The sequence below is a fragment of the Faecalibacterium sp. An121 genome (assembly GCF_002160915.1).
GTDB lineage: Bacteria > Bacillota > Clostridia > Oscillospirales > Ruminococcaceae > Faecalibacterium > Faecalibacterium avium.
In genome coordinates this window covers 87285-100341 of record NZ_NFLM01000002.1, presented here as the reverse complement: position 1 = coordinate 100341, position 13057 = coordinate 87285, and the positions used below count along the sequence as shown (strand labels likewise).

General features: G+C 62.5%; 10 protein-coding genes. 5 read left to right on the top strand and 5 right to left on the bottom strand.

From position 1 onward, the window contains the following. The first annotated feature begins 71 nt into the window (after positions 1–71). From B5E66_RS01690 to B5E66_RS01675, 4 genes are read left to right on the top strand one after another with little or no spacing between them, the layout of a single operon-like run. Entirely contained in the window at positions 72–1625 is a 1554-nt protein-coding gene (locus B5E66_RS01690; RefSeq protein ID WP_158098307.1) for an EAL domain-containing protein, read from the top strand. Further along, positions 1622–3313, top strand: coding sequence for an MSCRAMM family protein (locus B5E66_RS01685; RefSeq protein WP_087228245.1), 1692 nt, complete (start codon positions 1622–1624; stop codon positions 3311–3313). The genes B5E66_RS01690 and B5E66_RS01685 overlap by 4 nt, the downstream gene beginning before the upstream one ends. Before the next feature lie 28 nt (positions 3314–3341). Next, positions 3342–5207 carry a polysaccharide biosynthesis tyrosine autokinase gene (locus tag B5E66_RS01680; protein WP_087228244.1) on the top strand — a complete coding sequence of 622 codons (1866 nt, stop codon included), beginning with the start codon at positions 3342–3344 and terminating at the stop codon, positions 5205–5207. A gap of 23 nt (positions 5208–5230) precedes the next feature. After that, on the top strand, positions 5231–6436 hold the full coding sequence (locus tag B5E66_RS01675; RefSeq protein ID WP_158098306.1) for a nucleotidyltransferase family protein: 1206 nt from the start codon (positions 5231–5233) through the stop codon (positions 6434–6436). A gap of 148 nt (positions 6437–6584) precedes the next feature. Here the strand turns inward: B5E66_RS01675 and B5E66_RS01670 are convergent, their stop codons facing one another. Together B5E66_RS01670 and B5E66_RS01665 are read right to left on the bottom strand one after the other, a co-directional pair. Then, entirely contained in the window at positions 6585–7148 is a 564-nt protein-coding gene (locus tag B5E66_RS01670; protein ID WP_087228242.1) for a chromate transporter, read from the bottom strand. Continuing rightward, positions 7145–7717: a chromate transporter gene (locus B5E66_RS01665; RefSeq protein WP_087228241.1), complete on the bottom strand. Its 573-nt coding sequence runs from the start codon at positions 7715–7717 to the stop codon at positions 7145–7147. Before B5E66_RS01665 ends, B5E66_RS01670 begins: the two co-directional genes overlap by 4 nt. A 279-nt stretch (positions 7718–7996) precedes the next feature. Between B5E66_RS01665 and B5E66_RS01660 the strand changes: the two genes are divergently transcribed. After that, on the top strand, positions 7997–9781 hold the full coding sequence (locus B5E66_RS01660) for an aryl-sulfate sulfotransferase (RefSeq protein ID WP_087228240.1): 1785 nt from the start codon (positions 7997–7999) through the stop codon (positions 9779–9781). A gap of 63 nt (positions 9782–9844) precedes the next feature. Here the strand turns inward: B5E66_RS01660 and B5E66_RS01655 are convergent, their stop codons facing one another. The 3 genes from B5E66_RS01655 to B5E66_RS01645 all read right to left on the bottom strand — a co-directional run bounded on the left by B5E66_RS01655 (position 9845) and on the right by B5E66_RS01645 (position 12968). Beyond that, positions 9845–11818, bottom strand: a complete 1974-nt coding sequence (locus B5E66_RS01655; RefSeq protein ID WP_087228239.1) for an oleate hydratase — start codon at positions 11816–11818, stop codon at positions 9845–9847. 141 nt (positions 11819–11959) lie between these two features. Further along, positions 11960–12523: a TetR/AcrR family transcriptional regulator gene (locus B5E66_RS01650; RefSeq protein ID WP_087228238.1), complete on the bottom strand. Its 564-nt coding sequence runs from the start codon at positions 12521–12523 to the stop codon at positions 11960–11962. Between the two features lie 34 nt (positions 12524–12557). Then, positions 12558–12968, bottom strand: coding sequence for a NifB/NifX family molybdenum-iron cluster-binding protein (locus B5E66_RS01645; protein ID WP_087228237.1), 411 nt, complete (start codon positions 12966–12968; stop codon positions 12558–12560). Between the last annotated feature and the right edge of the window lie 89 nt (positions 12969–13057).

Genomic DNA, 13057 nt, shown 5'->3' with positions numbered 1-13057 from the left:
GGCCGTTTTGTTTTTTGGTGAAAGGCCTTGCCCGCCAGGGCCGGGGTATGTTGCAGGAGGTGGACGACGTCGTGAGACGACTTTCGTATTTGTTCATTGTTGTGATCATCGTCAGCAGTCTGCTGCTGGCGGGTTATTCCCCCGATCTGCTGTCCTTGATCGTCGTCGGGGGAATGTGCATCATTTCCGTTTTGGGCAGCATCTATTGCCTGGCGCCGGTGATCTCATTCACCAACGGCCTGCGCAACGGGCAGGAGAACATCGCCCAGGCGGCCAGTTCGGAGGGCAACTCCGCCTGGATCGCGGCGTTCCAGATCGACCGGTTCTTCCGCCAGAAGCGGCTGGACCTGCTGTTCCAGGAATACCGCGAAAAGGTGCGCCAGCAGCGGGACAGCGGCCTGATCGTCAGCGACCTGGATGACAGTATGAACGAGGACGTGCTGGGGCTGTACAGCTGGCAGAGCGTGGCGGCCCAGATCCCCGGCGTTATGACCGGCCTGGGCATCTTGGGCACCTTCATCGGCCTGCTGATGGGCCTGCAGGGGGTCAGTTTCACCACGGTGGACGCGGCTTTGAACAGCGTGGAGAACATCCTTTCGGGCATCAATACCGCCTTCTATACCTCCATCGCCGGCGTCATCCTGTCCATCCTGTTCAACATCGCCAACAATATCCTGCGCAATGTCATGAACCGGGAGATGTCCCTGTTCCTGGAGGAGTTCCACAAGACCATCATCCCCACCACCGAGGAACAGAGCCGTTACAGCGACCGGCGGGAGTCCCGGCAGATCGTGGAGCTGCTGGAGCGGCTGCCCAAGCGCAGCACCATGGTCGGAGCGGCGGCGGGCCGCCCGTCGGGCAACGAGCAGATCCTGATGCCCCAGATCCTGGACGGCCTGAAGCGCAACGAGTTCGTATTCTTCCTCCAGCCCCGGTATGAGCTGAACACCCGCAAGGTGATCGGGGCGGAGGCTTTGGTGCGCTGGAACCACCCCGCTCTGGGCGTGATCTCGCCGGCGGTGTTCATCCCTGTGCTGGAGGGCAACGGCTACATCACCAAGCTGGACCAGTACATATGGGAAAAGGTGTGCCAGCAGGTGCGCATCTGGATCAACGGCGGGCTGCATCCGGTGCCGGTGTCGGTGAACGTCACCAAGACCGACGTGCTGGCCATGGATGTGGCGGACTTCTTTTTGGATATGCTCAAAAAGTACCGCATCCCGCCCAAATACCTGGAGATCGATATCTCGGAGCACGCCTATCTGGAAGCCTACGGCGTGCTGACCGACGTGGTGGCCCGGCTGCAGCAGGCGGGCTTCCGGGTCATTCTGGACGGCTTCAACGGGGATTACATCAAGCTGAGCAGCGTGGGGCAGATGAGCACCGACCAGCTCAAGCTGGACCTGCGCAGCGAAGGGCTGGACGGCAAGCCCGAGGCCCTGCCCCCGGTGTTTGAACAGGCCAAGACCCTGCATCTGAACCTTCTGGCTGAAGGGATCGAGAGCATGGAGCAGCTGACCATGCTGCGCAAGTGCGGCTGCACCGAGGGCCAGGGGTACTTCTTCTCCCAGCCTTTGTCGGTGCAGGAGTTTGAGAAGATGCTGAAAGTGGGGCAGAATCGATGAGGCCCAGAAAGAGACGGGGAGATTCCAGATACAATTTCTGGCAGCCCGCTACCGATATGATGAGCGGCCTGGTATTCGTGCTGATCCTGGTCATCGCACTGCTGGGCCTGTACATCCTCAGCGACTACACCGGTTATCTGGAGGACTACGGCGCCTCCAGCGGCGCTTCCAGCTACCCCAACGGGGACGAATGGGAGGGCGACAGCTGGGACGACTGGGACGGCGGCTGGAACTGGGATGACTGGGACGGCGGCGGTGGCGATGACGACGAGGAGGAGATCGTCGCCGGCGGCGGAGGAGCCTACCCCGACGAAGGGGTCAAGTCGGCGGTGTATGTGGAACTGGTGGACGCGGAGACCGACCGCCCCATCCAGGAGGAAAACATCCGCTTTGAGCTGTACCGCACCGACATCACCCACCTGCAGGAGGGCTCCCTCCAGATCCTGAACACCTATTACCCCGAAAAGGTCTCTTACCGGCTGTACGCCACCCGGGAGGACGGCACCTTCTATCTGCCCGAAAAGATCTGGCAGGGGAACTATTATTTCCACGAACTGAACGCGCCGGAAGGCTATGACCTGGCGGCGGATACCTACTTTGATGTCAATGAGCTGTTCGACTGGCCCGAGCCCTATGTGGTGCAGATCCGCCTGTCCCCGGCCAAAAACATCATCCGGATCCAGATGAACGACGCCGACACCCAGCTGCCGGTGGGCGGCGGCACCTTCTGGGTGATCGCGGCGGAGAACATCATCACCATGGACGGCACGGTGCGCTACACCACCGGCCAGGTGGTGGATACCATCTACTGCGACGAGGAGGGCTACGGGGAGAGCGACGAGCTGTACCTGGGCGCCTATACGGTGCAGCAGGTAGGAGCGCCCGAGTACTACGCCTCGATGACCGAGACCTTCACCGCCGAGGTGGAGCAAAGGACCGGCGCGCTGCCCGAGGTGCACGAGGTGGAGGCCGAAAAGACCCAGATCGTGCTGCACGTGGCGGATGAGCTGTACGCCGACCAGAACATCGGCGGAGCGCGCTTCACCGTCACCAACCAGCGCACCGGCCTCACCCAGCAGCTGACCACCGACAGCGCCGGCAACGCCGTGCTGACCAACCTGGAAAAAGGCGTCACCTACACCATCCAGCAGAGCCAGACGGTGGGGGACTACCGGCCGGACAGCGACACCTATGAAATGGTGGTGACGGCGGACGGCCGGGTCAACGGCGAGAGCAGCGCTCAGCTGGAGATCACCAACCGTGTGCTGCGGGTGGTGATCCACCCGGTGGACGCGGTGCTGCGCACCAACACCCTGGACCAGCAGTTTGCCCTGTACGACAGCCAGGACAATATGCTGGAATCCTGGACTTCCGACGGTCAGGACCTGGTGCTGACCGACCTGCCCGAGGGGGATTACTACATCCTGCACAACGGCGATGCGGAGCAGAGATACACCTTCCGCGTGACCGATACGGCCAGCGTGCAGACCTGGACCATCTCGCTGTTCACCCTGCGCAGCGTCGTGGCTCTGGTGCTGGCGGCCCTGCTGACGGTGGGAGTCATCGGCCTGATGGTGTTCCTGATCCGGCTGGCCGCCCGCAAACACGAGGAGGCCCGCAGGAAAAAGCAGGAGGAACCCCCCAAGGAAAAGCAGGAGAAGGAAACACCCCCTGCGCCCAAGCATTGACAGGCAGAAAGGACGGAGGTGAACGGATATGAATCAAGACGAGATCCGGATCGGGGATCTGCTGAGTACCCTCCTCAAGCGGTGGAAACTGCTGGTGGGACTGACGGTGCTGGGATTTGCCATCGGCTTTGTGCTGAACAGCATCTCCTTTGTGCGGGGCAATTACACCAGCTATGAGATCTACTGTTCGGTGGCTGTGACCTCAGAGGACGCCACCACCGGCGGCCACGATTTCAACCTGGCCGAGGATATGACCGAGGCCACCGCCTATCTGATGACCAGCTACCGGGTGCTGAGCGCCGCCATCGACGAGGCCGAGGTGATCTCGGTGACGCCCCAGGATGTGGCCAGCAACCTGAGCATCCGGCGCTACAACGACACCCAGATCCTGGAGATGACCCTCTGGTGGACCAACGCCGACGCCGGTGTGGAACTGATGAATTCCATCCTGAACGTCACACGCCGGATGATGCCCCTGACCCTGATGCAGGGCTCCCTGATGGAGATCGACGCGCCCGCGGCCTACTTCACCCCGGGCGGCGGCGGATACGTCAGCATCCGGTGGTGGATCACCGGCCTGATCGGCCTGGTGCTGGGCCTGGGCATCGTGGGCATCGAGTTCCTGGTGCGGCCCACCCTGATGGATCCCAAAAGCGTGGAGGATACCCTGGGACTGGAGATGCTGGGCATCATCCCCCGGGATGTGCCCTATTTCCAGAGCACCAAGGAGCTGCTGAGCAGCGAGCCCACGGGCAACTCTTCCATCGAACAGAACTTTGCCGCCGCGGCTTACATCCTCTGCAACCGCCTCAGCGGCAAAAACAAGAACCACTGCTTCTACATTACCTCCGCGGAGGATGGTGAGGGCAAGAGCACCGTTGCGGCCAACCTGGCGGTACAGATCTCCAACCTGGAGCGCCATGTGCTGCTGGTGGACCTCAACCTGCGCAATCCCAGCCTGGGCGGGATGTTCCTCCAGACGGTGGACTACAACCGCACCCTGAACGCGCTGTATAAAGGGGAGGCCACCGTACAGGATGCGGTGGTGTCCCTGACGGGGTATCTGGATCTGCTGCCCGCCGTGCTGGAGCGCAACGCGGTCAACCTGGACGGCGCCCTGTTCGAGTTCCTCAAACAGATGATCCCCCATTATGAGTACATCATCGTCGATACGCCCTCCATCGGCCAGTCCTCGGACGTGCTGCGTCTGAACGAGATCGCCGAGGCGGCGCTGATGGTCATCCGCTACGACACGGTGCCCATGCCCGCCATCCAGGAGGCCATCGACAAGCTGGATAAGTCGGGCATCCGGATCCTGGGCTGCATCGTCAACGCCTCCAAGCAGATGCGGGGCTTCCGCTCGTGGCAGTCGCCCCCGCCTCCGCCCCCGGCGGATACGGCCATGGAGGCCGACGAGCAGCGCCCGGCCATTCCCCAGCAGAGCGACGCGGGCTGGTCCACCCCCGGCCAGGCTCCGGAGGAGCCCCGCAGTGTGCTGGATGAGCTGATCGGCGACCAGGACGGCAAGGATAAGGTGCTGTCGGACGACGAGGCCATCGACGCGCTGCTCCAGATGGGCGCCGAGGGCAGCTGGAAACAGTCCCAGGAGGACGCTCCGGCACAGGATGAACCGGAACCGGCCGACCGTCCCCAAGAGCAGCCCGAAGCCGCCCCGGTGCAGGAGCCCGAGGTGAAGGAGGAACAGCAGGTGTACCAGACCGTGGGCGCTGCCCCCGAGCCGGAACAGGCCCCGCCTGCCGCGCCCCAGCCCGCCCCCGAGCCGGACGAGGAAGCCCGGCGGGCCGAGCGGAAGAACGCCCTGCTGGAAAAGCTGAACGGCACCAAAAAGACCGGCCGGAAAGCCGGCGGCAAGAGCAAGCCGAAGCACGGATGAGGTATGAAAGGAACGAGGAGGATTTGAAGCATCTCAATGAAACGGGACTGCTGCTGGCTCTGATGCGGGCTGCCCTGCACCAGGACTGGCAGGCGCAGCTGCCTTGGCCCGCAGGGTGCAGCACCCAGAAGCTGGAGGATCTGATCTTGCGGCAGAGCCTGGTGAGCATGATCTACCCGGTGCTCAAAAACCAGAAGGGCGCGGCCTGGGCGCCTTTGCAGCAGAGCATGAAGCGTCCCTATGAAAAGATGATCCAGCTGGGGGTCATGCAGGAATATGAGATCCAGGCCCTGCTGGACAGCTTTGAGCAGGAGGGCGTCGACTGTATGCCCATAAAGGGCTGGATCACGCGCACTTTTTATCCCGACCCGCTGATGCGCAGCATGGCGGACCTGGATGTGGTGATCCGGCAGATGGACAGCGGACGGATGCGGACCTGGATGGAAGCCCGGGATTATGTCTACGACGACACCGAAAAGGGATTCCACGATGGATACTGGAAGCTGCCCTTCATGTATGTGGAGCTGCACCAGTGCGCCACCGACCGGCGCAGCCTGCCGGCGGACGAGGCCGCCTGGGTCGAGCAGAAGGAACAGGGGCTGTGGGACCCGGAGAACCTGCTGCCGGGCAAAAAGCACATCTACCGCATGGGGATGGAGGACTTTTATGTCCACAGCCTGCTGCACTTCCGCAAGCACTTCACCGGCTCGGGGGTGGGCATCCGCTTTCTGGCGGATATCTATGTGTTCCGTCAGCAGCGGCTGCCCCTGGATGCCGCCCGCATCCGCAGCCAGCTGGAAGCGGTGCACATGACCGCCTTCGCCCGCCAGATGGAGCGGATCGCCAACGCCTGCTTTGATGGGACGGGTACTCCCGCCCTGGACCGGGACGCCGCCCTGGTGGTGGACTACCTCGTCAGCGCAGGGGTACACGGGAACCGGGAGGTACAGCGGGCCCTGCAGGTACAGCAGAGAGGCCAGGGCACCTACCTGCACAATATGCCCCGGGAGGTGCTGCGCCAGTGCTTCCCCTCCGCCGAGGTGCTGCATAAGCGGTACCCCCGCCTGGAAAAGGCGCCCTGGCTGCTGCCCGCTTACTGGGCCGTCCGGGCCGTCCGGATCGTGGCACAGGAGCGGTATAAGATCGGCCAGGCCCGCCGCAGCAGCTCCAAAAAAGCCTACGACCAGCTGCGGGAGGTATACCTGGCTGCCGGCGTGCTGGAAAAATAAAAAGAAAGGGACCGTTGCAGAACGAAAGCCGTTGTGCAGCGGTCCTTTTTTGCAGGAAATCGTAAAATGATGCTATACGAATGGTTGTATGCTGTATGACGTAATGCTGTTTGTATAAAAATGGGAGGCCCCGCGCTCCGGAAAGCGGTCAGGAGAGGCCCAGAGCCGCCGTAACCAGCTTGAGCACTCCCGCCAGCACCATGACAAGGATGGGGTCCAGCTTGCACTTCATGAGCAGGAAAACGCACAGCGCGAAGATGGCTGCCATCACCCACTGGGTGGAGGCAAGGGAGATGGCCGAGGAGCCCCAAAAGGCGGTGACCAGGATGGAAATGCCCGCCGAGGCGATCATGGCCACCACCGCAGGCCGCAGAGAACCCAATACACCTTGTAGAACTGCCAGATTGCGATACTTGAGGTAGAGTTTGGCGATGAGGGTGACGATGACGCAGGAAGGCAGGATGCACCCGAGGGTGGCTACGGCCGCCCCCGGCAGCCCCGCGATCTTGATGCCCACAAAGGTAGCCGAGTTGATGGCGATGGGGCCGGGGGTCATCTGGGAAATGGTGATCAGGTCGGTGAATTCGGCCATGCTCAGCCAGCCGTGCTGGTCCACGATCTGGCCCTGGATCAGGGGAATGGCCGCATAGCCGCCCCCAAAGCTGAACAGCCCGATCTGCAAAAAGCTCAGAAACAGCTGAAGGTAGATCATTGCCCTGCGCCCCCTTTCCGGCGGGCCAGCAGGACCCGCAGCACGCCGATGCCGGCGCACACCAGCACCACCGCCACCACATTGACCCCCAGGAAGCAGGTGGCCGCAAAGGCCCCCGCCATGATGGCCATGGAGGAGGCGCTTTTGCTGTGGACCACGTCCGCCCCCATCTCCCACACCACCGAGGCGATGACGGCCCCCACCCCGGCCTGCATCCCCGCCAGCATCTGGCTGACGATGAAGTTGTGCCGGAAGGCCTCATAAAAGACCGAGATCACCGAGATGATGAGGAAAGGCGGGATGATGGTGGCCACGATGGCCACCACGGCCCCCAGCATCCCTGCCAGCTTGTAGCCCACCACGATGGCCCCGTTCACCGCGATGGCGCCCGGGGCGGATTGGGCGATGGCCACCAGATCCAGCATCTCGTCCTCGCCGATCCAGTGGTATTCGTCCACAAATTTTTTCTTGAGCAAGGTGACGATCACATAGCCGCCCCCAAATGTGAAGGCGCTGAGATACAGCGTAGAGAAAAAGAGCCTGGTCAATACCGTTTTTTTATCATTCAATGCGTAACCCTCCCTGCAAAGGCGAATGTGCCAGAGGAATCATAACACGCTCTGCGGGGGAAGTCAAACCCTGTCTGTCCCCAAAAACGGCCCGCCAGGATCAAAAGGGAGCTTTGGGAAGATTTTCCGGTCTTTGGTGGCATGGGCAACGTAAAATATAGGTTTTGGCCATACCGTTGCAAAAATGGAGTGCTATACTTAGGATGGTTTTGGGCGCCCGGCGGCAGCGCGGGGCGCCGGTTTCTGAAAGATTTGGCGATCCAGAAAGGATAGATGCAGATGAATACAAAACCAAAAAAGAAAAGGCGCATTTGGATACCCATTGTGGTAGTGCTGGCGGTGCTGCTGGCCATAGCGGCCCTGGTTCCCGTCGTGGCGCCGGCCGTGGGCAAGTGGTTCACCTCCCAGGAGACTGCCATACGGGACGGCTGGGCCGTGGATGTGGGAGATCTGATCGGCGTGGAGGAAGAACACCAGATCGAGATCCGCACCGCCTCGGCGGATGCCAGCATCACGGTGCTGCAGCTGGTCCCCACCGACATCGACCAGGAAGGCTTTACTTATTATGACACTGCCGTCCAGCAGCGGATCCGGGCTGTGCTGGACAAGGGCCAGACCACCCAGAACCTCAACTGGACCGCAGAGACCCCTCTGGCGGTGCTGAATCCCTTCGGCACCGGGGCCAATGGTCTGTATCTGTATTTTGAGACGGATTTCCCCACCCAGGTGGAGTACACCATCCGGGTGGAGGATGAGCGCATCCCGGATTTCACCGCCGTCGCCGCCGACAGCTCGGGCCGGGAGTATTCCACCCGGCATGAGTTCCAGATGATCGGCCTGGTGCCCGGTGAGGTGAACGAGGTCACCATGACACTGCGGGGCAGCTGGGGCAACGTCCGGCAGACCGTCCGCTTCACCATCGAGATGCCCGAGCCCTATTCCGGCTACGACACCGTCCTGGAGGTGACCGACGGGACGAGCACCGAGCCGCTGGACGAGGGCCTGTTCACCATGATGCGCACCAACGGCCATCTGGGATACGGGTTCCTGTTCGACAACGCCGGCGTCATGCGCTATGAGATGGTGCTGGAAGGCTTTGGCATGGACCGCATCCTGACCTATGGGGATGAGATCGTCACCTGCGTGTCGGCCAACAAGCTGGCCCGGATCAACGGGCTGGGCGAGGTGGAACAGGTGTACCCTCTGGGCGAGTATGAACTGCATCACGACATCAACTATGGCCGGGACGGCACGGTGGTGGCTCTGGTGGAGCAGACCGGCGCGGTGGATGTGGAAGACCTGGTGGTGGAAGTGGACCTGGCCAGCGGCGAGGTGGATCTGCTGCTGGATTTCAAGGACTTGATGGCGGACTACCACAGCCAGACCCGGCCCATCGGCGCCACCGATCCCTTCTTCTGGCAGGCAGGGGAGCAGGACTGGATCCACCTGAACACCATCCAGTACCTGCCCGACAGCGACAGCCTGGTGGTCTCCTCCCGGGAGACCTCCACCGCCATCAAGGTGGGGGACGTCCATGGCCAGGCGGCCATCGACTGGTTCTGCGGCGATCCCGCCTTCTGGGAGGGCACCGGCTATGAAGAATACTGCCTGGAACCGGTGAACGACTTTACATGGCAGTACGGCCAGCACAGCGTCGAATACGCCCCCGCGGAAGAAGAAGGGGTGTGCTACCTGCGGATGTTCAACAACAACTATTGGGCCCTGTCCTCCCGCAGCGACGGCTACCAGCCCGACCTGCCCGACACGGTCAGCACCGAGATGTACGGCGGGAACGGGGACGCCAGTTACAGCTACACCTACCGCATCGACGAAAACGCAGGCACGGTGGAGCTGGTGGACTCCTTCCCGGTGCCCTATTCCAGCATCGTGTCCAACGCTACCCTCGACCCGGACACCGGGCACTGGGCGGTCAACAGCGGCGTGGCCATGGTGTATGGCGAATACGACAGCCAGGGCAATTTGATCCGCCAGTATGCCTACGAGTGCACCATGCAGGGCTACCGCACCTTCAAGTACGATTATAAGGGCTTCTGGTTCCAGTAAGGACCGGCCCTGGTACAGGACAGCCCCTCGGCCTGACCGCGGCCGGGGGGCTTTTTGCGTGGCTTATTCCATCATGCCGGGCCGCAGGATGTTGTAGCGGCGCAGCAGCTGTTCGGCCACGGTACCCTGCACCAGACGCAGCAGAGGCTTTGCGGCCATCTGGACCGGCCCGGGCAGGGCGTCCAGCGGGCTGCGCCCGTCCATCAGACAGACGGTGCTCTCCAGCAGGGTGCGGATGTCGTAGACGCTGCCCCAGACCTCGGGCACGCCGCGGTCCACTCCCAGCAGGCCGTAGACGGCCTCCATGGCGGTGCGCACTGAGTATTCGGTGGTGAACACCGTATCCCGGGGGGTGTCGGCAAACTGGCCCAGGAAGGCAAAGTTGACGCAGCCGTCGGGAATGACGTCGGGGCGGTCCCCCTTGGCGCGGGGCATAAAGAAAGCGGTGATATAGGGCATCATGGTGGGGACGCAGACGGCGCTGTGGGCGGCCAGCTGGGGGATCTGGTCCACCGGCACCCCGATGTGGTAGAGCCACTCCTGGGTGATCTCACAGCCGGTGCAGTCCTTCATGGGCTTTTTGATGTAGTCCCCGGGCACGTCGGTGAACAGGCCGTAGACCCAGACGCAGACCTTGCCGGGGTCCTGCTCTTTGAACTGGCCCTGGCGGTTGATGGTCCAGCTGAGCAGCCAGCTGGAGTCCTGGCAGCTGACGATGCCGCCGGTGACCACACGGCCCGAGCGGGGGTCCCGCTGGCAGATGGCCTCGATGTAGGGCAGGATGCGGCCGTCCAGGGTGGTGATGGTGGCCGACTCCCAGTTGGTCTTGGAGATGTCGGAGCAGAATTTCTCGGGATGGCCAAAGGCGGGGTCCTGCCGGGCGATGTTTTTCCACAGGCTCCAGCAGCCGCTGGTGCGCACCTCGGCGTCCCCGTTGGGGGCGTGGTCCTGGTCGCCGTAGATGGTGCCCTCGGTGCAGCTGCCATTGGTGACAAAGACCAGGTCGTTCTCGGTCAGAGGGATCCCCTGTTCCTTGCCGCCGCAGCGGCATTCCAGGGCGGTGGCTGTCTTTTTGCCGTCCCGGTGCTCAAACAGCACGTTGGTCACCTCCACCCCAAAGCGGAAGTCCACCCCGGCGTCCTCCAGGTATTTCTGCATGGGGAGGATCAGGGACTCGTACTGGTTGTAGCGGGTGAATTTGAGGGCGCTGAAATCGGGCAGACCGGCGATGTGGTGGATGAACCGCTGGAAATAGAGCTTCATTTCCAGGGCGCTGTGCCAGTTCTCAAAGGCGAACATGGTGCGCCAGTACAGCCAGAAGGTGGACTGGAACACCTCGTCGTCAAAGACGTCCTCGATGGTCTTGTCGTAGAGGTCCTGGTCGGGGGTCATGAACAGTTTGACGATCTCCATGCAGCCCTTCTGGCTCAGGTTGAACCGGCCGTCGGTGTGGGCGTCCTGCCCCCGGCGGACGGTGGCCCGGCAGAGGGAGTAGTTGGGGTCGTGCTTGTTCAGCCAGTAGAATTCGTCCAGAACCGAGGCCCCCGGCTTCTCGAGGGAGGGGATGGAGCGGAACAGGTCCCACAGGCACTCGAAGTGGTCCTCCATCTCCCGGCCGCCCCGCATGATGTAGCCCCGGGTGGGGTCGAATATGCCGTCGCAGGCCCCGCCGGCCACGTCCATGGCCTCCAGGATGTGGATGTGGTCCCCCGGCATCTGGCCGTCCCGCACCAGGAAGCAGGCGGCGGCCAGGGCGGCCAGGCCGCTGCCCACGATCCAGGCCTGCTTGTCCTCCACCCCGGCGGGCTTTTCGGGCCGTGCAAAGGCCTCGTAGTTGCCGCTGGTGTAGTAGATGCCTTTGGCATTTTTGTGCTGTTTGCCCCGTTCGGTGTTGCGGTAGCCGGCCAGCTGCCGGGCCTGGCGGACTGCGCAGGCCCGCTGCTGCTGTTGGTATTTCCGGCGCAGCAGCACGGCGGTACCGGCTCCGGCGGCCCCCAGGGCTGCGGCTGCGGTGAGCTTGGAGAAATGGTTCGACATAAGATAGACCGTCCTTTCCGGGTGATGTGTAGGTGTTGCCTGAATGGTAGCATAAAAGGACGGCGGGGTGGTATGGGCAGAAAAGCCCCGGTGCGCAAAAACTGCACACCGGGGCGGGTTTGTAAGGGGGCAGACGGGCCGTCAGCGGCCGGCCTGGGCGAAATTCTGGATGGCAAGGGAGACGCTGCCCTGGACCGTCAGGGTGATATCCTGGACCAGGAGGCGGTAGTCCTGGGTCATGCCGCGCTTGATCCAGTCCAGCATCAGGCCCACAAAGCTGTACTTGTAAAAGCCGGCGATGAAGGCTTTCTGCTCCTCGGTGATGGGGACGCCCTGGCTCTTTTCGTCCACCACGCCGCGGATCAGGTCATAGGTCATCCGGAACAGGAAATTCTCCATCTGCTCCCGGCTGATGCAGCGGTAGGCGTTCATCACAAAGGGCTTGTTTTCCAGCACGGCCTCAAAGACCTGCAGCAGGCCCTCGCTCCAGGTGTCATAGGTCTTTTTGCCCTGCAATGCCTGGGTAGCGTCCTCGATGCAGGACCATTCGATCAGGTCGTAGATGTCCTGGAAGTGGTAGTAAAAGGTCATGCGGCTGATGCCGCAGTCGTCGGTGATGTCCCGTATGGTGATCTTGGCCAGTGGCTTTTTCAGCATCATCTTTTTCAGGGATGCCTCCAGCGCTTTTTTGGTGATATTGGACATAGCCTCCTCCTTGCAGCCCGGGCTGGATAGCGGGTCAGCGGCCGCAGCCGCCGTTGCCGGCGCAGCCGTGCTTTTCCTCGCTGTGGCAGTTGTGCTGGCCGTGCTCCTGGCCGTGATGGTCGCAATGGACGGCGGGGTCATAGGCCAGGGTGCCCGCCAGCAGGTTCTGGACCGCCTGGTCGGCCGGGCCGGACACGCCGCCGTACAGCCGGATGCCCACGGTGGACAGGGCGGTCTGCGCTCCGCCTCCGATGCCGCCGCAGATCAGCACGTCAACGCCCGTCTGCTCCAGCAGGCCGGCCAGAGCGCCGTGGCCCTGGCCGTGGGTGCCCAGCACCCGGGTGGCGGTCACCTGGCCGTTTTCCACCTCGTACAGCTTGAACTGGACCGTGCGGCCGAAATGAGGGAAGATATTGCCGTTTTCATAGGGAACTGCGATTTTCATAGCTCGATTTCCTTTCCTGGTGTTGTGCAGGGCCGTACCCGCAGGCGCGGCGGTGTCCTTTTTCTGTATTGTATCACGCTTTGCCGCAA